This is a genomic window from Erythrobacter sp. EC-HK427 (assembly GCF_902498745.1).
Taxonomy (GTDB): Bacteria; Pseudomonadota; Alphaproteobacteria; order Sphingomonadales; family Sphingomonadaceae; genus Alteraurantiacibacter.
Window position 1 is genome coordinate 2,974,053 of record NZ_LR701479.1, and the last position, 19,684, is coordinate 2,993,736.

The window sequence follows — 19,684 nt, forward strand, 5'->3', positions numbered from 1 at the left end:
AGAAGAAAAAGCAGTCCTTCGACAGGCTCAGGACGGTCGGTTCCTTTAAGTTTCCGCTTACCCCACCAGCGTAGAATGGATATGCAAATCGCCCTCTATCGTCCTGTGAACAGGACATTTGTCGGCAATTTCCATCAACCGTGCGCGCTGTTCGGGAGTGAGATCGCCGGTCAATTCAATCGCACGGTCGATCACTTGCAAAGGCTCCCCGCCGCGTTCGCAGTCCATGCAATCGGTGTGGTGGTCGCGCCAATGTTCGAGATCGACCCGCACGCTCGTCAGCGGGATGCCCTTGCGCTCTGCGTACATTTGCAGCGTCATCGCCGTGCAGGCTCCCAGCGCGCCGAGCAGCAGATCGTAGGGCGTCGGCCCGTCGTCACGCCCGCCAACGCGCACCGGCTCGTCGGCGATAAAGGCGTGGTGGGGGGTGCGCACCCATTGTGCGAATTTGCCGCCAGCCGTGCTCACTTCGACCGTCCCCGCCAACTCGCCCTGCGGCTGCGCCAGTTCGGAGAGATGCGGCCCCGCCCAAGCGGCGATCATGTCTGCGGCAAAGCGCGCGCGTTCGGGATCGGTCAGCAGATGGTCGGCATGGTCGAGCGAGACGAAGCTCTTGGGATGTTTGGCGGCGCTGAAAATCGCGCTGGCGTTTTCGATGCCCACGGTCTCGTCACCCGGCGCGTGGAGCACCAGCAGCGCCTTGCCCAGCCGCGCCAATCGCTCGGCCTGCGGCTGCCCGCGCCCCTGTTCCAGAAAGTCGCGGCTGATGGTGAATTCGCGCCCGGCGATGGAGACGGCAGCGCGCCCTGCGCGTTCGATTTCCTCCACCGCCTCGCCGAAATGGTGGAACACATGCGCGGCATCGAACGGCGCACCGATGGTCGCCACCGCGCAGGCAGAGGGAATGCGCTCCGCCGCCGCGATCACCGCCGCGCCGCCCAGCGAATGGCCGACCAGCAGGACGGGCGGCAGACCCGCCGCGTCGAGCGCTTCCGCTGCGGCGACCAAATCGTCGATATTGCTGGCGAAACCTGCCTCGGCGAAGTCGCCCTCGCTCCCGCCCAGCCCCGTGAAATCGAAGCGCAGCACCGCGATGCCCTTCGCCGCCAGCGCCGATGCGACCAAAGTCGCCGCCCGGCTCTGCTTGGTGCAGGTGAAGCAATGCGCGAAAATCGCCGCACCGCGCGGCTGCGTGTAGAGCGGCTTTTCCAGCCGCCCGTCAAGCCTCTGCCCGTCCGCGCCGGTGAAAGTGAATGTCTCGGTTCCGATCATCTGTTCGCTTTCCTACAGGCTGCCCGATGGAGCAAGCCGCGTCTCATGCAGACCATTCGCTCCCTCTTCTCCCACGGTTTCGCCTCTCGCCCAATGCAGCGCGGAATCTTTGCCCTAGGACTGTGTAACAGGTGTATCAGGTTGCGCGCTTTGCAACAGTGTCGCCAAGCCATCGTGCTGGGTATTCGCCCGCGCTCCCTCTTGCCGTTCGCGGGCGCTTTCGCCATAGGCTGCGCGCAGTCCGCAAGCCCCAGCCGCGAAAGGCCGCCCGCATGAAAGTCCGCATCCACGTCTCGCTCAAACCCGGCGTTCTCGATCCGCAGGGCCGCGCGGTGCATCACGCGCTGGAGGGCCTCGGTTTTGCAGGCGTCGCCGATGTGCGGATCGGGCGGCTGATCGAACTTGAAGTGGCGGATGACACGACCGATGCGGCGCTCGCCGAGATGTGCGAGAAGCTGCTCGCGAACACCGTGATCGAGAATTACGCGATCGAGAAGGTCGCGTAATGAAAACCGCCGTCGTCACCTTCCCCGGCTCCAATTGCGACCGCGATATGTGGGTTGCGCTGCGCGATGTCTCGGGGCGCGATCCGGTTAAGGTATGGCATGGCGATGCCGATTTGCCCGAGGGGCTGGACTTCATCGCGCTGCCTGGCGGCTTCTCCTATGGCGACTATCTGCGCAGCGGCGCGATGGCGGCCAATTCGCCGATCATGCGCAGCGTGATCGCGGCGGCAGAGCGCGGCGTGCCGGTGCTGGGCGTATGCAACGGCTTCCAGGTGTTGACCGAGGCGCGGCTGCTGCCGGGCGCGCTGATGCGCAATGCCGGGCAGACCTTCATCTGCCGCACCGTGCCGCTGGTTGTGGAGAATGCCGATAGCGTGTTCACGAGCGCCTATGCGGCGGGCGAGACGATCCGCATTCCGGTGGCGCATCACGATGGCAATTACTTCGCCGATGACGCGACGCTGGACCGGCTGGAAGGCGAAGGCCGCGTGGCGTTCCGCTATGGCGAGGACGTCAATGGCTCGCAGCGGCGTATCGCGGGCGTGCTGAACGCGGCCGGCAATGTGCTCGGCATGATGCCCCACCCCGAACGCGCGATCGAGGATGCGCAGGGCGGCAGCGACGGACGGCGATTGTTCGAGAGTGTTTTGGGAGTTCTCGCTAGCGGTTAGTTGTCGTTTCGAACCCGCATCCGCGGGTTCGTCCTCGGTGCAATTCGCTTCGCGGGGGCTTCGCTCCCGCTACGCGGCACCTGCGGGTCGCGCGCGTGCGCTCGGTCGGTCGCTGCGCGCCCGAGAATTGCGATTGGCGGCAACGGCCCGAAGGGCCACAAGGGCGACCGCCCGCCCGCAGCGGGCGCGCAGCAGAGCGGAGCGCGTCTAGCGAGGACGAAGCGACGGATGCCGCTTCGCAAAGCCAACTACGCCGCGTGCCGCCGTTTCACCACCAGCGAATGGGCTTCGGTGGCGTTCATCGGGCGACCGAAATAGTAGCCCTGGATCTTGGTGCAGCCCAGTTCGCGGATCAGATCCGCCTGGTCAGCCGTCTCCACGCCCTCGGCGGTGGTCGACATTTCCAGCGACTGCGCCATCGCCACCACCGCGCGGATAATCGCAAGGCTTTCCGGACTGTCCTTCACCGCGCCCTGCACAAAGCTGCGGTCAACCTTGATCGTCGAGAAGCGCAGATCGCGCAGGTAACCGAGCGAGGAGTAGCCCGTCCCGAAGTCGTCGAGCGCGATCGAACAGCCCAGCGCCATGATCGCTTCCAGCGTCTGGTTGGCAATCCGCGCATCGCGCAGGAAGACGCTTTCGGTCACTTCGACTTCCAAGCGGTGCGGCGGCAGACCGGTGGCCGTCAGCGCCTCCACGATGGTTCTGGGGAAATCGGGTTCGAGCAGCTGTTCGCCCGAAACGTTGACCGCAACCTTGATATCCTGCGGCCAGCGCATCGCCTGCTTGCACGCCTCGTGCAGCACCCAGCGCCCTATGGGCACGATCAGCCGCGTTTCTTCGGCAAGCGGAATGAACTTGGCGGGGCTGACCGGGCCATGATCCGCACTGTTCCAGCGCAGTAGGGCTTCAAAGCTCACTGCTTGCTCGGTCTTGGCATTCACCACCGGCTGGTAGTGCACTTCCAACTCGCCCTGCGCGATGGCATTGCGCAGCGACAATTCGAGCGTGCGGCGCTCTTCCGCATCGGCGTGGAGCGAGGGCTGGTATGTGCGGTGCACACCCCCGCCCTCGTCCTTCGAACGGTAGAGCGCCAGATCGGCATTGCGCATCAGCATTTCGACACTCTGCCCGTCACGCGGGCCGACTGCCGAGCCGACACTCGCGCCGATATAGAGCGTGTGGTTATCGACGACGTAGGGATGCGAGAGGTGTTCGATAATCGTCTCGGCCACGCGGTCAACGCGGGTGTGGTCGCTCGCCTCGCGGATCACCACCGCAAACTCGTCGCCGCCCAGTCGCCCGCATTGCTCGTTATCGGTGCAGACCTGTTGCAGGCGTTCGGCGACGCGTTCGAGCAAGCGGTCGCCCACCAGATGGCCGAGCGAATCGTTCACCTGCTTGAACCGGTCGAGGTCGATCATCAGGAAGGCGCAGCGCGTGCGCCACTGCTCCGAATAGCGCATCGCTTCGGCGAGCGCTTCGGTGAGCATCAGGCGGTTGGGCAGGCCCGTCAGGGTGTCATAGCGCGCGAGGTAGGCGATCTTTTCGTCGCTTTCGCGCTGTTCGGTCACATCCGAACCGACCCCGCGGAAGCCGATATAATTGCCCGAGGCATCGCGCATCGGCGTGCCCGAAAGCTCCCACCAGCGCATGTCCTCGCCGATATGCACTTGCACCAGCAGGTTGGAGAAGCTCTCGCGGCGCTTCAGCCGTTCGGCCAGATCGTGCAGACTGCGCGGCACTTCGCCGTTGTCGAATGTGTGCCCGGCGATCAGGCGGATAAAGCGTTCGCCCTCGACATCGCCCGGCTCGCGGCCCAGCGCAAAGGCGAAGCGCGGGCTGACCGAGCGCAGGCGGCGGTTATTATCGACCTGCCATAGCCAATCGGATTCCTTTTCCTCGAATTCGCGCAGCAGCAGCGAGACGACCTCGTCCTTCTCGGCAACCCCTGCTTCGGCAATGCGCGCAGAAAGGTTCATCCGCGCCGATCCCAGCGCGCCCGCCACAATCGTCGCCACAAAGGCGAGACTGGCAACCGCGAACAGATATTCGCCGGTGATGATAAAGGAAGCGGCCCCGGCAACGCCCACCACAAGGTCGAACACCACGGTGGCGACTGGCGGCGAGGCGTTGGTGGCCGCGCTCCCCGCGATCAGCATGGCGGCCAGCGTCCACAGCCCGAAATGCTGCGCCGCGCTACCCTGCGGCACAAAGAACAGCAGCGCCACCACCCACGGCACCGCGCATAGGGCAACTGCGCCCGCGTGCTGGCGGAACTCCAGCTTGGTGATCGAACGCCGTTCGATATCGGCGAAGCGCCGGTTCAACCGGCCAACGTTGAAAATCGTGCCGACCGTCAACAGCAGCCAGCCCGCGAGCAGCCAAGCGGGCAGAGTGCCCAGATACAGCGTCACCGCCATGATCCCGGCGATGCCATGCGCGGCCAGCCGAACACGGCTGGCCTTATGGAGTTCGCAATATTGCAAGGTGCGCAGGCGCGCCCAATCCCCCTCGGCGGGGTCACGCAAGCCGATAACTTGCGCCGCAGTCAAACGCAGCGGAAGTTTCGGGAGGCCGGTCGGGTTCTTGTTCACGCCTCTGCATTAAGCAGGGAATGGTTGCTACCGGGTAAAGGCTGTAAAGAACCGCCAGATTTTACAAGTATAACTACTCCACCGTCACCGATTTGGCGAGATTGCGCGGCTGGTCGACATCGGTGCCCTTGGCCACAGCGACATGATAGGCGAGCAATTGCACCGGCACGGCGTAAACCAGCGGGGCGATCAGCGGGTGGACTTGCGGCATCTCGATAGTCGCCATGCAGCCCTCGCCCGCCTCGGCAATGCCAGCAGCATCCGAAATCAGCACCACCTTGCCGCCACGCGCGCGCACCTCTTCCATATTGGACACGGTCTTTTCGAACAGCGGGCCGGACGGTGCGAGGACGATCACCGGCACCGCTTCGTCGATCAGCGCGATGGGGCCGTGCTTCATTTCGCCCGAGGCATAGCCTTCGGCGTGGATATAGCTGATTTCCTTCAATTTCAGCGCACCTTCCAAGGCCAACGGGAAGTCCGCTCCGCGCCCCAGATACAGCACATCGCGCGCAGGAGCGATCAGATGCGCCATACCGGCAATGTCCTGGTCATGCGCCAGCGCGGCGTTGAGCGCCGCGGGCGCTTCGATCAGATGGCGGACGATATCCGCCTCCTCCGCCTTGTCGATCCGCCCGCGCTTCACCGCCATATGCGCCGCCAGCGCCGCCAGCACGGCCAGCTGGCAGGTGAAGGCCTTGGTGGAGGCGACGCCGATTTCCGGTCCGGCATGGGTCGGCAGCAGCAGATCCGCCTCGCGCGCCATCGAACTGGTGGGGACGTTGACGACGACCGCGATGGTCTGCCCGTGCTCCTTGCAATGGCGCAAAGCTGCCAGCGTGTCTGCCGTCTCGCCGCTCTGGCTGATAAACAGCGCGAGCCCGCCTGCCTCCAGCACCGGATCGCGGTAGCGGAACTCGCTCGCCACATCGATATCGACCGGCAAGCGGGCAAATTGCTCGAACCAGTATTTGGCGACCATCCCCGCGTAAAAGGATGTTCCGCACGCCACAATGGTGACGCGGTTGATCCCCGCCAGATCGAAGTCGATCTGCGGCAGCGCCACCGTGTTATCCTCGCGCCGGATATACGAGGCAAGCGTCTGCGCGACGACGGTCGGCTGCTCGAAAATCTCCTTCTGCATGAAGTGGCGGTACGGCCCCTTCTCGATGGCGGCGGCAGACGCGCCCGATGTCGTAACTTCGCGCTCCACCGCGTTGTTATCGCGGTCAAAAATCTGCGCGCCATCCTTGGTGATGACCACCCAGTCGCCTTCTTCGAGATAGGCGATCTTCTGGGTGAGCGGCGCAAGCGCCAGCGCGTCCGAGCCCAGATAGGTTTCCCCCTCGCCATAGCCGACCACGAGCGGCGAACCGAGCCGTGCGCCGATCAGCATATCGGGGTGCTGGCGAAACGCGATGGCAAGCGCAAAGGCACCGCGCAGGCGCGGCAGCACAGCTTTCACCGCCTCTTGCGGCGATGCGCCCTGCTCCACTTCTTCCGACACCAGATGCGCCACCACTTCGGTGTCGGTCTCGCTTTCGAACACGCGGCCCCGGCCTTCCAGCTCGGCACGCAGCGTGCGGAAATTCTCGATAATGCCATTGTGGACAAGCGCGATCTCGCCGGTAGCGTGCGGGTGGGCGTTCTTTGCCGTGGGCGCGCCGTGGGTGGCCCAGCGGGTGTGCGCGATGCCGATTGTGCCCGGCGCAGGGTTGCGCTCCAGCTCGGTCGCCAGGTTGAACAGCTTGCCCTCCGCCCGGCGGCGCACCAGCGCGCCTTCATGCACGGTGCAGACGCCCGCGCTGTCATAGCCGCGATATTCCATCCGCCGCAGCCCTTCGACCAAGCGCGCTGCGACTGCTTCCTTGCCGACTATTCCGATGATTCCGCACATTGGGGAGGGGTTCCTGTCAGAGAGTATAGGGGACTCGGATACCCGGCATATTTGCCGGAAAATCCTTGGTATTTCGTGTAACCAGAACCCGGCCGCGGGTAAGCGCGGTGGCCAGGATGATGGCATCGGGCGATTTGAGCCGCGGCCGTTCGCGGCGAAGGGCGGCAGCGCGCGCCGCGATTTCCTCGTCAATTTCGTCGACGCCGAAGCGCATCAGGAAGTTTTGCGTTTCCCGCACAATTGTCTCGTCACCTTTCGAGAGCACTTCGACCCATGCCATGCGGCTGATCCATGGCCGGGCACCTTGTGAGACCGCGCGCTTCAGCTCGGCGCGCGCCAGCGGATGCCCCGCCAGCGCGTCGATCAGGATATTGGCGTCGAAGCTGAAACCGCTCACTTCAGCTTGCCAGACTTCGGTTCGGGATGTTTTCCGGCGAGCATATCGAGGTAGATCTGGCGCTGCCGGTCATCCTCCTCGTCGAACATATCGGGCGATTCGGCGCGAACCTCTTCGTAATCATCGTCCCAATAGCGCGTCCATTCGGCCCTTCGCTTGCGCTCGTATTCCTTCGCGTCAAAAGCGGTGCCATCGCGCGTCCAAAGCCCGAAGGCCGCATCGATCCAGTCAGTGTCGGCAGAAGGCTGCTCCGCCCGGTAAGCGCTCACCGCTTCGCGCAGCAGCGAGGCACGGCTCTTCCCCTGCTCCTTGGCGAGCTTGTCGAGCCATTCGATGTCGTCATCGGGAAGATCTGCGAGTACGCGTGCCATAGTGATATACTGATATCATATCATGATATCATTGCAAGGCCTAATGGGGGAATTTCTGATCGACGAAGGTGATCGCAAACATCACCGGATCAGGCTCCCCCTGCCCCGCCGCCGCGAAACGCGCTCTGCCGCTTTCCCACAATTGCCGGATCGCATCCTGCATTCCCGCCGGAAACTGCATCTGCGCGGCGACAATCGCCTGCCAGCTCCCCTCCCCGCCATAGGTGGCGCGCAAATGCGGTTCCGACGCGGTCAGCCAAGCCGCATTGGCATCATCCAGCGCACCGATAGCGTCGAGCACGTAGGAATCGAGCAGCCGCAGGAACGGCTTGCCGTCGTAGCGGTCGCTCACTTGCCCGCCGCTTTCTTCTTCTTCATCGCATCGTGGAAGCGGTCGGCCCAGCCCGGTTTCACCAGCTGTTCGGCGCGCACCATCCGCAGTTCGCCCGCATCGACATCGCGGCTGACCGCGCTGCCCGCCGCAACAATCGCATCCGCGCCGATCTTCACTGGCGCAATCAGCGAGGAGTTGGAGCCGATAAAGGCCCGCTCGCCGATCACGGTTTGGTATTTGAAATAGCCATCATAATTGCAGGTGATCGTGCCAGCACCGATATTCGCGCCTGCGCCCACGGTCGCATCGCCGATATAGGTGAGGTGGTTGGCCTTTGCGCCTTCGCCCAGCACGGCCTTTTTCATCTCGACGAAATTGCCGACCTTGCTGCCCTTTTCCATCACCGCGCCGGGGCGCAGGCGGGCATAGGGGCCGACCTCGCAGTCCTCGCCCACGCGCGCGCCTTCGAGATGGCTGAACGCCTTGATATGCGCGCCGCTGGCCACCGTGACGCCGGGGCCGAACACGACATGCGGATCAACCGTCACATCGGGCGCGATTTCGGTGTCCCAGCTAAAGAACACGGTTTCGGGCGCGCGCAGGGTGACGCCAGCCTCCATCGCCTCCCGCCGTTTCAGCGCCTGCCATTGCGCTTCTGCCGCCGCCAGTTCAGCACGTGAGTTAATGCCGGTGACTTCGTCAGGCGAAGGGGTGACAACCACTGCACAACTATGCCCGTCGGTGATGGCGATATTGACGATATCGGGGAGATAATATTCGGCCTGCGCATTGCTGTTCGACACGCGGCCCAGCAGCGCGAAGAGATTGTCCGACCGCGCCGCCAGCAGGCCCGAATTGCACAAGGTGCAGGCGCGCTCGCCCTCGCTGGCATCCTTCCACTCGACCATTTTGACGATCTGCCCTGCCTCCGCGATCACGCGGCCGTAGCGCAGCGGGTCTTCGGGTTCGAAGCCCAGCACCACAGCGGCGGGCGCATCGGCTGCGTTGAGCCGTTCGATCATCGCCTGCATGGTCGCGGTGCTAACGAAGGGCACATCGCCATAGAGCACCAGCACATCGCCATCGAACCTTGCCAGAGCCGCCTGTGCCTGCTGCACCGCGTGGCCGGTGCCCAGTTGCGGCTCCTGCACGGCAAAGGCGCAGCGATCCCCCAGCGCATCGTGCAATTGCTCGCGCGATTCGCCGACAATGGTGACCAGATGCGCAGGCTCCAGCGCCTCGACATTGGCCAGCAGGTGTTCGATCATCGCGCGCCCGCCCACTTCGTGCAGCACTTTGTGGCGGGAACTCTGCATCCGCGTGCCTTTTCCGGCGGCGAGGATGATGGCGGCGATGGGGCGTTTTTCACTCATGGCGTGCGCTTTGCCAGCAATTTGTTGCGGTTTCCATATCGCTCTCTATTGCCCCGGCGCGATGAGCAATTTTCCCTTCGATATCGTCCTGTTCGACCTTGATGGCACGCTGGTCGATTCCGCGCGCGACCTGTGCCCTGCGGTCAATCACGCCCTCAGCGTGATCGGGCGCGGCCCGGTGAGCGAGGATGCGACGCGCAACATGATCGGCGGCGGCACCGATATGATGCTCACCCGCGCGCTGGAGGCGACCGGCGGCATGGTGGCGCAGGCCGACTACGCCCGCCTCATGGAGGCGCTGCTGGCGCATTACTGGGCGAATATCACCACCAATACGGTGCCGTTTGAAGGCTGCCTCGAAATGCTCGACGCGCTGATTGAAGAAGGCGTGAAGCTGGCGATCTGTACCAACAAGTCGGAAAAGCCCGCGCGGCAATTGCTCGATGCGCTCGATATGACGCGGCGCTTCACCGCGATCTATGGCGGGGACACGCTGGGGCGGGAAAACGCCAAGCCCGCGCCCGATATGCTCCACGCAGCCACACGGGATTGCGGCGCCGGCCGCGCGGCGATGGTAGGCGATTCGACCTACGATATGCGCGCCGGACGCGCGGCGGGGGTGCCGGTGGTGGCGTGCTCCTTCGGCTATCACGATGTGCCGCTGGCCGAATTGGGCGCGGACGCGGTGATCGACCATCTAGGCGAACTGCCCGATGCGCTCAGAAAGCTAAGCTGAGGAAACAGCATGTTTTACACCTTGGCACCGGCCCACATTCGCGGCAGTCTACCAAAAACAGGGCTGTAATCAGGGGATTCGCGTCGTGAGTATGTCCTCGCACGGATTGGCGTCGCTAGGCGCGTTGTTGCGCATTGTCCTTTTGATCTTTGTCGGCACCTGCGCGATGCTGATCCTGATGCAGCTGACCGCTCTGGCCGTCCCCGATCTGATGCTGAGCAGCAGCGCGGCGATCATCGGCTTTGCCGCATGGGGCCTGGGGATTATCCAGCTGCTCGTCTTCCTCGCCGCCATCGTGCTGGTCGCGCTGTGGGTTCACGCGGCGCATTCGCACCTGCATGACAGCCGCGTGCAAGGGCTGAATTACCAACCCGGCTGGGCGACCGCTTCCTTCTTCATCCCCTTCATCAATCTCTACGTGCCCTTCGCCTCGACACGAGAGCTGTATAATCGCAGCCACGGCGAGAGCGACTGGCACGCCGCGATCCCCGCGGGCGATGTCACCAGCTGGGCGGCGTGCAATTGGGCGGCGTTGCTGATGTTCTCGGTGATTGTCGGCTATGTCTTTGTGGACTCGATCCAGTTCGTCCATGTCATTATGCCGATCTGGGGATGGCTGGGGCTAAGCATACTGCTCTACACCTTCCTTGCCGGATCGGCGTGGTATCTTGCGCAAATCGTTACCAAGGTCACCTATGCGCAGGTCAATGGCGCGCATCAGAGCCAGAGCGACGTCTTCGCCTGATTGCAGCGACATCGCACCTCACTGTATTGACAATGTAATACAGCTCGCTACCTTTTGCCCAAGGGTATAAAAGGGAAGAGCAATGTATAGCGAGCAGGATCTGCGCGACGCGGTTGCGGGCGGGGCGATCACATCGGAGTCCGCCGACGCGCTGCGCGCCTATGTGGCGAATGCACGGCAGGTGCCGCTGGGGGACGAGGAAAATTTCCGTCTCATCAACGGTTTCAACGATATTTTCGTCGCGATCGGCGTGGTGATCATGCTGGTGGCGATGGGCGCTATAGGGCAGGCGATTGCAGGAGCGGTTGCGGGCGGCTTCTACCCCGACATGGTGGGCCTGAGCTTCTGGGATCTCGAAGGCGAGATGGCGGAAGAGTTTGCCGTTTACTCCAACTTGCGAGACGGACTTTCGGTCGCTCTTGGCGGAGCTTTGGTCGCGGCGACAGCTTGGCCGCTGGCAGAGTTTTTCACCCGTAAACGGCGGATGGCGCTGCCGAGTATTATCCTGCTCTTGGCTTTCGTCGGCGGCATTTTTGCCTGTGCGGTCGGCTTCGGGATAGCGGCCGTGGTCAACGGAAATGACCGTCTGGCGCCTCTTGTAATCGCCGGGGGAGCATTGCTCAGCGCAGGCGGCGCTTGGCTGCATTGGAAGCGCTTTATGGTGCCGATCACCGTGGCGGCGGGAGCGGCGGCGATTGCCGGAACGCTGGTCGCGCTGATAGCGGCTGCTATCGGGCCGAACCGCGAGAATATGGAGACGATCATGCTCTCGCTCGTCTTCGTCGCAGGCCTCGCAGTCTTCGCTTTCGCCATGCGCTGGGACATGAGCGATCCGTCGCGCTCCACGCGCCGCAGCGATGTTGCCTTCTGGCTGCATTTGCTCGCCGCACCGATGATTGCGCATCCGGTCTTCCACCTGCTCGGTGTGACGGAGAATGAGGCGCTGGGCGTCGGCGCAGCCTTGGGCGTGCTGGCAGTGTATGTGGTGTTTGGCCTCGTAGCGCTCACCATCGACCGGCGGGCACTGCTCGTCTCCGCCCTCGCCTATGTGCTGATCGCGCTGACATTCCTGTTCGATCGTTTTGGCGCGGTGGAGCTGACTTTCGCGCTAACGGCCTTGGTGATCGGATCGGCACTGCTGACGCTGAGCGCGTTCTGGAGCACGATCCGAAAGGCGGTGGTGGAGAAGCTGCCAGAAGACCTGGCCGCACACCTTCCGGCGACATCGGTGGTTGCGGTTTCGGCCTAAGCGTCCACCACCTTGACCAGCCGCCGTTCCAGCGGGGCGAGCACGCCTGCCAGTTCGTGGCCGCGTTTCAGCACTTGCCCTTGCTCGCCAAACAGCGTCCACATCCCCTGCCTACCCCGCAGTGCAGGGCGTTTTTCCAGCCGCATTTGCGGAACCTCGGCGGTGCGGCGAAAGGCGGCGAAGGTGGCGCAGTCCTTGTCGAAATCCATCGCGTAATCGCGCCACTCGCCAGCGGCGACCATGCGGCCATACAGATCGAGAATGCGCGTCAGCTCGTGCCGGTCAAACCCGATCTGGGCGGGCGGGCGCAGGCCGGGAAAGCTGACGATATTGGGCCCTGTCGGCGGCAGCCCCATTATGCCTTGGTACCCGTCTTGCGCTTCGCCACCGGAACCGGCGCGGCTGTGTCAGGAGTAGGCAAGTTGTTGCGCAACGCCGCCATCTCGGCGCGCAGGTCAGCGAGGTCGCGTTCCAGCTTCTCGATGCAGTCACGCCCGGGACCCTCCTCGCACGGATCATCGCAGGGCGTGCCGTAGGGAATAAATTCGCGCAGCCATTCGTCGGCGGGCACCAGCGTGGAGCGGGCCTTGAGGCCGATCATCGTCGCGCCATCGGGCACATTGTCGGTCACCACCGCATTGGCCCCCACGCGCGCGCGTTCACCCACGGTGATCGGGCCGATAATCTGCGCGCCGGAACCGATAATCACATTGTCCATCAGCGTCGGATGGCGCTTGCCGCCCACGCCGTTGGTGGGATTGGTGCCGCCCAATGTCACACATTGGTAAATGGTGACATTGTCGCCAATCTCCGCCGTTTCCCCGATCACCGTAAAGCCGTGATCGATAAAGAAGTTCTTCCCGATCTTCGCGCCAGGGTGGATGTCGATGGCGGTGAGGAAACGGCTGAAATGGTTGACCATACGGGCGAGGAAAAACATCTCCGCCTCGAATAGCCAGTGCGCCACCCTATGCAGGCCAAGTGCCAGCACGCCGGGATAGAACAGAATTTCCCAGCGCGAGCGCGGCGCGGGATCGCGGGCGTGGATCGAGTCCAGATAGCTGATCAGCCGATCAAACATGGCAAACTCCGGTTTTCCATCAAAACCCGCTCAAAGCAAGGTCGGCTCGTCCGGCCCGTGGACCGCTTCCAGCGCGGCGCGCCAGATTCCCTGATGAGGTGGGGCCTTTCTTTCCAGAGACAAGCGGTCGATTGTCGCCACCAGCTTTTCCAGATCGGCCTGCGAGCGGGTGGCGCGCGGGATCAGATAATCGGCAGCATCGTGCGGCAGCGGCAGGCCGCACTCCGCCGCCAGCGAGAACAGCAAGTCGCGCGCCATCTCGTCATCGGGCAGGCCGATATCGAGTTGGAGCGACCCGCCAAGGCGTGACTTCAAATCGGGCAGGCGGATAGTCCACGGCGGCTCGCCCCCGATGATGAGCAGCGGCGTGCCTTCTTCCTGCGCGCGGTTCCAGCGGTGGAACACGGCATCCTCGTCCATAGCCTGTGCATCGTCCAGCGCTGCGCCCTTGCCGCTTTCCGCAAACCAGCGCGCGAACAAGGATTTGCCCGAACGCGGTGGGCCGGTGAGCACGGCGGTGCGGAACGGCCAGCTTTCCGGGGCCAGCAGCGCCTCTGCGACATGCGCATTGGCGTTCCCCAGCACGATTTGCGCGGGGCCGCTCGCGGTGGTGAGAGGAAGGGCAATCTGCTCCATGGCGCACCGCACCCTAGCGCGAAATGCCGAGCGCATTCGCCCCTTCATTCACCGCCCAGCCGCGCGAGCGCAATGCCGCTGCCAATGCAGAGATGTCGCCGGTATAGGTCACACGCAGAACCGAAGCACCGCCAATGGCGGTCGACGTGACCGACACCCCGCTGACACCCGGCGTGCCCCGCAGGTTGGAAAGCGCCGTATCGAACGATGCCGGGTCGGGCGTTGCGACCTGCACCACATAGGTGGCGGCCGTTGCAGCCGGTTGCTCGGTTGCGGTTGCCTCATCCGTGGGCGTATCTGTCGCCGCACCAGCTTCGTCACCACCGCTGGCAGGCGCTGCCGCCGCATCTTCCCCGCGCCGCGCCTGTTCCAGCAGCGCACGGATTTCGGGGCTCAGCTCGACATTGCCGAGCGAAAGCGTCGGATCTGGGCGCAGGCGACCGGAAGCGAGTGCATCGGTATAAATCCCGTCAAACCGCTCCACCGCCTCGGTCAGCATGGCGGGCAAGGCTTCTGCATTGGGCGCGCGCAGGGTGAAGCTGTCGAGGTAGATATTGTCGGGGCCGTAACGCGCAGTGAAGCGCCCGGTGACAGGGCCGCCGGGATAATCCCAGCTGAGATTGGCAATCGGCACGATCACATCGGCGGCGCTAAACCGGTCGAGCACAGTGTTCCACCATGCGCGGCTACGGCGCTGGGTCTGCCCAAAGGTAAGCAGCAGCGATTCTTCGCCCGCGCCCGAAGGCCGCACGTAATCGATCGCGCTGCTGCCGAACTGGTATTCCGCCCAAGCCCGCTGCCACGGATTGCGCACTTCAAACATCGTCTGCGTGCCGCCCGCAACCAGCACCGGCAGAGTAAGCATCGGTGCAGAGCGCGCTCGCGCGCCTGACGAACCAAGCAAGGCCCCTGCCCGCTGCCGGTCAAAAATCACGCCCAGCGTGGCGACATAACGGCGCGGCCCGATGGCCTCGCGCTCGACCACGATGGCCGACACCAGCGATTCGAGCCGGGAATCATCGATGGAAGGCCCGCCCAGCTGCTCCCACGCCATGCGCTGCGCCTGCCGCCAGCCGTTCGAGCGCGCATCTTCCGGACTGTCTCCGGTCACGTTCACTTCAATGCCGTTGACCTGGATATCGGTGCTGCTCGCCACCGGCGCGATCCCGCGTTCACCCGAGACCTGCGCCATCAACGAAGCAATCGCGACCAGCAACAGAACAGCAAAGCCGATCCCCCCGATCAGGGCGGGCGAAGGCTTAGCAAGCGGGCGGAAGGGGAGAGAAAGTGTGCTCATGGGGGAAATCGAAGGCCTTTTGCCCAAAGCCGAGTGGAAATCCAAGCGCGAATGCGTATGGCGGTGCGTATGAGCGCAAACGATACCTCCTACACCTACGAACAGGCGGGTGTTTCCATCGCGGCGGGCAACCGGCTGGTAAAAGCCATCGGCCCGCTGGTCAAAGCCACGATGCGCCCCGGCGCGGATGGCGAGATCGGCGGCTTTGGCGGTTTCTTCGATCCCAAGGCGGCGGGGTACAAAGACCCGCTGCTGGTGGCAGGCAATGATGGCGTTGGCACCAAGCTGAAGCTGGCCATCGATAGCGGCCGGCACGATACGGTGGGCATCGATCTGGTCGCCATGTGCGTCAACGATCTGATCGTGCAGGGTGCAGAGCCGCTGTTCTTCCTCGACTATTTCGCCACCGGCAAGCTCGACAATGGCGTCGCCGAGCGGGTGATCGCGGGCATAGCGGAGGGCTGCAAGCAGGCCGGATGCGCGCTAATCGGCGGCGAGACGGCGGAAATGCCCGGAATGTATGCCGATGGCGATTACGACCTTGCCGGTTTCTGCGTCGGCGCGGTGGAGCGCGGCGAGCAGTTGACGGGAGAGCGGGTGCGCCCGGGCGACGTGCTGATCGGCCTCGCCAGTTCAGGCGTGCATTCGAACGGCTATTCGCTCGTACGGCGGCTGGCGGCGGACAAAGGCTGGAAGCTCGATCGCCCGGCCCTGTTCGATCAGGAACGCCTGCTGATCGACGCGCTGATGGAGCCGACGCGGATTTATGTCGCCAGCCTCCTCCCGATCATTCGCGCCGGGCTGATCAACGGCTTGGCGCATATCACCGGCGGCGGATTGCTGGAGAACATTCCCCGCATTCTGCCCGAAGGCGCCCATGCCGAAATCGACGCCGACGTTTGGGACCAGTCCGGTCTCATGGCGTTCCTGCAGGCGCAGGGCAATATCGAGCCGGAGGAAATGGCGCGCACCTTCAATTGCGATGTGGGCATGGTGCTCGCTGTCTCGGAAGACAATTTCGCCGCCGTGATAGACCGGTTGCCGCAGGACGAATACAGCTTCGGCCAAGTCGGTCGTGTCGTCGAAGGCCTGCGTGGCTGCACCGTGCGCGGCTGCCGTGGCACTTGGGCGGCGAAGGCCGATTGGGCGGCCACACACAATGTCTGACACGCCAGTGCGGAAAGCCAAGGTCGCGTGCCTGCTTTCCGGCAATGGCACCACCATGTCCGCGCTGTTGTTCCAGTCGCGGCTGGAGGACTGCCCCTACGAAATCGTGCTCGTCGCCTCGAACAATCCCGACGCGCCGGGCCTCGCCATCGCCGCATCCGAAGGGATCGCCACCTTCGCCCATTCGCATAAGGGGCTGGAGCGTGAAGAGCATGAGGCGATCATGGACGCCGCCTTGCGGGAAAGCGGCGCGGAATATCTCGCCTTTTGCGGCTATATGCGCATTCTGACCGGGGATTTCGTGCAGCGATGGGAAGGCCGCATGGTCAACACCCACCCCTCGCTGCTGCCCAAATACAAGGGTCTCGACACACATCAGCGCGCAATTGATGCAGGTGATCCCTTTGGCGGATGCACCGTCCATCTGGTAACGCCGGAGTTGGATAGCGGGCCGGTGTTGGGGCAGATGCCGGTAGCGATTCTGCCCGATGACAGGGCAGACAGCCTCGCCCGGCGGGTGATTCTGGCCGAATACCAGCTCTATCCGCGCTGCCTCGCCGATTATGTCGGGCGCGCATACCGCGCCGACTGGCTGTTCGAGAAGGTGCGCGCGCTGTCGCTGGCGCTGCCCGAAGCGGAGGAACGCGAAAGCCACGGCTCCCCCGGCTTCCGCACCGGCGGCAACAGCGGCAAGTTCTTCGCCCATTTTAACGATCAGCATCACGGAAGCCGCCATATCGCTGTGCTTGTCAAAACCAGCGGCGTAGACGAAGTGGTCGGCCTGACCGAAACCGCGCCGGACACCTATTTCAAGCCCGCCTATTACGGAGCGAGCGGGTGGGTCGGGATCATTCTGAACCGTCCGGGCGTTGATTGGGAGAATGTCGCCGAGTGGCTGCAGCGCAGTTGGCGCAGCGTGGCACCCAAGCGGCTGACCCGGATGCTCGATATTGCGGACGAATTTTAGCCCAATGCCATTCACCAAGCCACCGGCGCGCCCGCACCCCTTGGCGCGCTCGCCACACGTGGAGCGCGCCAATCGCTGGCTGGAAAGCCTGTGGGAGCGCGGCTTTGCGAACAAGCCGTCGCTCGATCCGGCTGTGTTGTGGGAGAAGGCGCTCAAGGATTCGCCTGCGGCAGGCGAAGCGGGCGGGCGCAGCGCGCAGGATGTCGCCGATTTCCGCGAACGGTTGATCGCTCTCACCCACGCGCTGCAAGCCGAAGCGCGGCTCAATTCGCTTGGCCTCACCATTGCCCATGGTCAGCTTGTGCGGGTCATCCGCCAGCGCCTGGAACTGGGCGCATTGTGGGCGAGCACGCCCGACGTGCTCGCTCATCCCATGGCTCCGCCGATCATTGTGGTCGGCCAGATGCGCAGCGGGACGACGCGGGTGCACCGCCTGCTCGCCGCCGATCCGGCGCACGCCGCCACCCGCTTTTGCGATAGCTGGCTGCCGGTGCCGCGCAGGCCCGATACGCGCCCTGCATGGTCGGCGCTGTCGCTGCTGGCGGCGCGCACGCTCGATCCGTGGCTCGATTCGATCCACCCGTTCGGGGTGACGCGAGCGGACGAGGAATTGGGCTGGCTCGCCTGCGCGCTCGATCATTGCGCCTATGAAGCGCAGTGGCGCATTCCGTCCTTCTCGGCATGGTCGGAAGCGCGCGATCCCGCGCCCGTTTACCGCGAATTTGCCCGCATCCTGCGCACCGATGCGCATTTCCACGGCAATGCGATGCAGCCGCGCGTGCTCAAAGTGCCGCAATTCGCCGAGGATTTGCCCGCGCTGCTGGAGCAATTCCCCGAAGCGCGGCTGGTGATGACCAAGCGTTGCCAGGACGATCTCGCCGCAAGCTCCGCTTCGCTGGTGGCGAACCAGATGACGATCCAGTCGGACACGCCCTGCATCGACTGGATCCGCAGCGAAGTGCAGCGCAAGATCGCGCTGCGGCAGGAACGGATGGCAGAAGCACGCGCCGCCTTTACCGGGCCGGTGGCGGATGTCGATTTCCGCGATCTGGACAAGGATTGGGAAGCGGCAGTGGCGCGCATCTATGCCGATCTCGGCCTGACGCTCTCGCCCAAAGCCTTGGCGGCAATGCAGGCCGAACAAAGGCGCGCCTGCCATTCACCGCACACGGAACACGCGGCACAGGTCGCCTGTTTCGACGCGGACTAGGCCACAAAAAGCGGCGCGATCCGCAGGCGTTCCGGCTTTGCCGAAAACCGCCCGGGTTCGCGCCGCCTTGTGAAGAACGGCAGTTAAGTGGCCGAATTAGCCGACGATTTCGTCGTTGCTGAAGAAGTAAGCGATTTCGATGGCGGCGTTTTCCTCGCTGTCCGAACCGTGCACCGAGTTTTCGCCGATCGACAGCGCGAATTCCTTGCGGATCGTGCCTTCGGCGGCTTCGGCGGGGTTGGTCGCGCCCATGACTTCGCGGTTCTTGGCAACAGCGTCTTCGCCTTCGAGCACCTGCACCACCACCGGCTCGCTCATCATGAATTCGACGAGTTCACCGAAGAAGGGGCGTTCCTTGTGCACGGCGTAGAAGCCTTCGGCCTGTTCCTGGCTCATGCGGATGCGCTTCGACGCAACGACGCGCAGGCCAGCGTCTTCCAGCTTCTTGGTGACCGCGCCAGTCAGGTTGCGCTTGGTGGCATCGGGCTTGATGATCGAAAAGGTGCGGGTAACCGCCATGGGAGTTTCCTTTGGATGTAACGAGGGGTTGCGTGTTGCGCGCGCCCCTAGCCTTCCCCGGCGGTGCGGGCAAGCCCGCTGGTTGCGGCAACTACTCGCGCCCGACAATCAGCATACCGCTCGATTCGTCACCGGATCGGCTCACATTGAAGCTGAAGGCGGTGCCGTCCGGCCCCTCGCCACCGATCATCATGGTTTCGTTGCTGGTCATTTCCATTTCGATGGAAAAGCCTGCAGCTTCCGCCTCGCGCCGGACATGGGCGACCATTTGTTCGGGCGTGTCGCTGCTGGTCATCATCGTCATGCTGCCTTGTCCCTCGGTGCCGTTCATCACCGTGCTGGAGACGACTTCGGCTCCGGGATAGACAGTAAAGCCGTCAGGCAAGCTGGCGGCGACGCCTTCGCCCGAATTGACGACGACTTCATTGCCCTCGTTATCGGTAATGCGCATTTCGGAATTGCCCCCGCTGCGCTCGGTTTCGTATTCGACAGTGCCGTCTTCGGTTTCGATCGTACCGCTATCGCTGCCTCCGCAGGCGGCAAGCGTCAGGCCGAGCGTTACAATGACAAGATTGCGCATGATTCCCCCTCGAATGGTTGTGCTGGCAAAGCATCACGTTCCGCGCTGGTGGTCAAGCCCCGCGCCTCGGGAGCAACTG

At 63.9% G+C, this 19,684-nt stretch carries 21 protein-coding genes; 8 read left to right on the forward strand and 13 right to left on the reverse strand.

Going from position 1 to position 19,684, the window contains the following annotated elements; translation table 11 throughout:
* Positions 1–57: 57 nt before the first annotated feature.
* Positions 58–1,272 carry an alpha/beta fold hydrolase gene (locus tag GC121_RS14535; RefSeq protein WP_151975398.1) on the reverse strand — a complete coding sequence of 405 codons (1,215 nt, stop codon included), beginning with the start codon at positions 1,270–1,272 and terminating at the stop codon, positions 58–60.
* A gap of 272 nt (positions 1,273–1,544) precedes the next feature.
* Between GC121_RS14535 and purS the strand changes: the two genes are divergently transcribed.
* Positions 1,545–1,778, forward strand: coding sequence for a phosphoribosylformylglycinamidine synthase subunit PurS (purS, locus tag GC121_RS14540; RefSeq protein ID WP_151975399.1), 234 nt, complete (start codon positions 1,545–1,547; stop codon positions 1,776–1,778).
* Entirely contained in the window at positions 1,778–2,449 is a 672-nt protein-coding gene (gene purQ, locus GC121_RS14545; RefSeq protein WP_151975400.1) for a phosphoribosylformylglycinamidine synthase subunit PurQ, read from the forward strand. Before purS ends, purQ begins: the two co-directional genes overlap by 1 nt.
* Before the next feature lie 248 nt (positions 2,450–2,697).
* Here purQ and GC121_RS14550 read toward each other — a convergent pair whose 3' ends face one another.
* The 6 genes from GC121_RS14550 to glmU all read right to left on the reverse strand — a co-directional run bounded on the left by GC121_RS14550 (position 2,698) and on the right by glmU (position 9,418).
* Positions 2,698–5,046, reverse strand: coding sequence for a bifunctional diguanylate cyclase/phosphodiesterase (locus tag GC121_RS14550; RefSeq protein WP_199857885.1), 2,349 nt, complete (start codon positions 5,044–5,046; stop codon positions 2,698–2,700).
* A 73-nt stretch (positions 5,047–5,119) separates the two neighbouring features.
* The gene (gene glmS / locus GC121_RS14555) at positions 5,120–6,943 is read right to left on the reverse strand and encodes a glutamine--fructose-6-phosphate transaminase (isomerizing) (RefSeq protein WP_151975401.1); all 1,824 of its coding nucleotides are present in this window, start codon (positions 6,941–6,943) and stop codon (positions 5,120–5,122) included.
* Between the two features lie 16 nt (positions 6,944–6,959).
* Entirely contained in the window at positions 6,960–7,340 is a 381-nt protein-coding gene (locus GC121_RS14560) for a PIN domain-containing protein (RefSeq protein ID WP_151975402.1), read from the reverse strand.
* The gene (locus GC121_RS14565; RefSeq protein ID WP_151975403.1) at positions 7,337–7,711 is read right to left on the reverse strand and encodes a ribbon-helix-helix domain-containing protein; all 375 of its coding nucleotides are present in this window, start codon (positions 7,709–7,711) and stop codon (positions 7,337–7,339) included. Before GC121_RS14565 ends, GC121_RS14560 begins: the two co-directional genes overlap by 4 nt.
* Positions 7,712–7,751: 40 nt before the next feature.
* Positions 7,752–8,063, reverse strand: coding sequence for a hypothetical protein (locus GC121_RS14570; RefSeq protein ID WP_151975404.1), 312 nt, complete (start codon positions 8,061–8,063; stop codon positions 7,752–7,754).
* Positions 8,060–9,418 (reverse strand): bifunctional UDP-N-acetylglucosamine diphosphorylase/glucosamine-1-phosphate N-acetyltransferase GlmU, encoded by a 1,359-nt coding sequence (gene glmU / locus GC121_RS14575; RefSeq protein WP_151975405.1) that lies wholly within the window; start codon positions 9,416–9,418, stop codon positions 8,060–8,062. Before glmU ends, GC121_RS14570 begins: the two co-directional genes overlap by 4 nt.
* A 61-nt stretch (positions 9,419–9,479) precedes the next feature.
* Here glmU and GC121_RS14580 point away from each other — a divergent pair, with 61 nt between their 5' ends.
* From GC121_RS14580 to GC121_RS14590, 3 genes are all read left to right on the forward strand, one after another.
* Positions 9,480–10,154 (forward strand): HAD-IA family hydrolase, encoded by a 675-nt coding sequence (locus GC121_RS14580; RefSeq protein WP_151975406.1) that lies wholly within the window; start codon positions 9,480–9,482, stop codon positions 10,152–10,154.
* A gap of 127 nt (positions 10,155–10,281) precedes the next feature.
* On the forward strand, positions 10,282–10,899 hold the full coding sequence (locus GC121_RS14585) for a DUF4328 domain-containing protein (protein ID WP_234421285.1): 618 nt from the start codon (positions 10,282–10,284) through the stop codon (positions 10,897–10,899).
* An 82-nt stretch (positions 10,900–10,981) separates the two neighbouring features.
* Positions 10,982–12,148 (forward strand): hypothetical protein, encoded by a 1,167-nt coding sequence (locus GC121_RS14590; RefSeq protein WP_151975408.1) that lies wholly within the window; start codon positions 10,982–10,984, stop codon positions 12,146–12,148.
* Here the strand turns inward: GC121_RS14590 and GC121_RS14595 are convergent.
* The 4 genes from GC121_RS14595 to GC121_RS14610 are packed head-to-tail and all read right to left on the reverse strand — an operon-like array spanning position 12,145 to position 15,162.
* Positions 12,145–12,504: a DUF2794 domain-containing protein gene (locus tag GC121_RS14595; RefSeq protein ID WP_151975409.1), complete on the reverse strand. Its 360-nt coding sequence runs from the start codon at positions 12,502–12,504 to the stop codon at positions 12,145–12,147. The two genes, GC121_RS14590 and GC121_RS14595, sit on opposite strands and share 4 nt — an antisense overlap.
* On the reverse strand, positions 12,504–13,229 hold the full coding sequence (epsC, locus tag GC121_RS14600) for a serine O-acetyltransferase EpsC (RefSeq protein ID WP_151975410.1): 726 nt from the start codon (positions 13,227–13,229) through the stop codon (positions 12,504–12,506). The genes GC121_RS14595 and epsC overlap by 1 nt, the downstream gene beginning before the upstream one ends.
* A gap of 30 nt (positions 13,230–13,259) precedes the next feature.
* Positions 13,260–13,865 (reverse strand): ATPase, encoded by a 606-nt coding sequence (locus GC121_RS14605; protein WP_151975411.1) that lies wholly within the window; start codon positions 13,863–13,865, stop codon positions 13,260–13,262.
* 13 nt (positions 13,866–13,878) lie between these two features.
* Entirely contained in the window at positions 13,879–15,162 is a 1,284-nt protein-coding gene (locus tag GC121_RS14610; RefSeq protein WP_151975412.1) for a heavy-metal-associated domain-containing protein, read from the reverse strand.
* 69 nt (positions 15,163–15,231) lie between these two features.
* On the opposite strand from GC121_RS14610, the gene purM reads away from it, so the two are divergent.
* Genes purM through GC121_RS14625 form a run of 3 tightly spaced genes read left to right on the forward strand, consistent with a single transcriptional unit; the run spans position 15,232 to position 18,506 of the window.
* Positions 15,232–16,329 carry a phosphoribosylformylglycinamidine cyclo-ligase gene (purM, locus tag GC121_RS14615; RefSeq protein WP_151975413.1) on the forward strand — a complete coding sequence of 366 codons (1,098 nt, stop codon included), beginning with the start codon at positions 15,232–15,234 and terminating at the stop codon, positions 16,327–16,329.
* Entirely contained in the window at positions 16,322–17,296 is a 975-nt protein-coding gene (purN, locus tag GC121_RS14620; protein WP_151975414.1) for a phosphoribosylglycinamide formyltransferase, read from the forward strand. The genes purM and purN overlap by 8 nt, the downstream gene beginning before the upstream one ends.
* A 40-nt stretch (positions 17,297–17,336) precedes the next feature.
* Positions 17,337–18,506, forward strand: a complete 1,170-nt coding sequence (locus GC121_RS14625; protein WP_199857886.1) for a sulfotransferase — start codon at positions 17,337–17,339, stop codon at positions 18,504–18,506.
* A 96-nt stretch (positions 18,507–18,602) separates the two neighbouring features.
* Here the strand turns inward: GC121_RS14625 and ndk are convergent, their stop codons facing one another.
* Together ndk and GC121_RS14635 are read right to left on the reverse strand one after the other, a co-directional pair.
* Complete coding sequence (gene ndk, locus GC121_RS14630; protein ID WP_151975416.1) at positions 18,603–19,025, reverse strand: nucleoside-diphosphate kinase; 423 nt, start codon at positions 19,023–19,025, stop codon at positions 18,603–18,605.
* 91 nt (positions 19,026–19,116) lie between these two features.
* On the reverse strand, positions 19,117–19,605 hold the full coding sequence (locus GC121_RS14635) for a hypothetical protein (protein ID WP_151975417.1): 489 nt from the start codon (positions 19,603–19,605) through the stop codon (positions 19,117–19,119).
* Positions 19,606–19,684: the final 79 nt, after the last annotated feature.

Coding starts and splice junctions, on each gene's coding strand:
- GC121_RS14535 (WP_151975398.1), bottom strand. CDS start 1,272: ATGATCGGAACCGAGACATTCACTTTCACCGGCGCGGACGGGCAGAGG.
- purS (WP_151975399.1), top strand. CDS start 1,545: ATGAAAGTCCGCATCCACGTCTCGCTCAAACCCGGCGTTCTCGATCCG.
- purQ (WP_151975400.1), top strand. CDS start 1,778: ATGAAAACCGCCGTCGTCACCTTCCCCGGCTCCAATTGCGACCGCGAT.
- glmS (WP_151975401.1), bottom strand. CDS start 6,943: ATGTGCGGAATCATCGGAATAGTCGGCAAGGAAGCAGTCGCAGCGCGC.
- GC121_RS14565 (WP_151975403.1), bottom strand. CDS start 7,711: ATGGCACGCGTACTCGCAGATCTTCCCGATGACGACATCGAATGGCTC.
- glmU (WP_151975405.1), bottom strand. CDS start 9,418: ATGAGTGAAAAACGCCCCATCGCCGCCATCATCCTCGCCGCCGGAAAA.
- GC121_RS14580 (WP_151975406.1), top strand. CDS start 9,480: ATGAGCAATTTTCCCTTCGATATCGTCCTGTTCGACCTTGATGGCACG.
- GC121_RS14590 (WP_151975408.1), top strand. CDS start 10,982: ATGTATAGCGAGCAGGATCTGCGCGACGCGGTTGCGGGCGGGGCGATC.
- GC121_RS14595 (WP_151975409.1), bottom strand. CDS start 12,504: ATGGGGCTGCCGCCGACAGGGCCCAATATCGTCAGCTTTCCCGGCCTG.
- epsC (WP_151975410.1), bottom strand. CDS start 13,229: ATGTTTGATCGGCTGATCAGCTATCTGGACTCGATCCACGCCCGCGAT.
- GC121_RS14605 (WP_151975411.1), bottom strand. CDS start 13,865: ATGGAGCAGATTGCCCTTCCTCTCACCACCGCGAGCGGCCCCGCGCAA.
- GC121_RS14610 (WP_151975412.1), bottom strand. CDS start 15,162: ATGAGCACACTTTCTCTCCCCTTCCGCCCGCTTGCTAAGCCTTCGCCC.
- purM (WP_151975413.1), top strand. CDS start 15,232: ATGAGCGCAAACGATACCTCCTACACCTACGAACAGGCGGGTGTTTCC.
- purN (WP_151975414.1), top strand. CDS start 16,322: ATGTCTGACACGCCAGTGCGGAAAGCCAAGGTCGCGTGCCTGCTTTCC.
- ndk (WP_151975416.1), bottom strand. CDS start 19,025: ATGGCGGTTACCCGCACCTTTTCGATCATCAAGCCCGATGCCACCAAG.
- GC121_RS14635 (WP_151975417.1), bottom strand. CDS start 19,605: ATGCGCAATCTTGTCATTGTAACGCTCGGCCTGACGCTTGCCGCCTGC.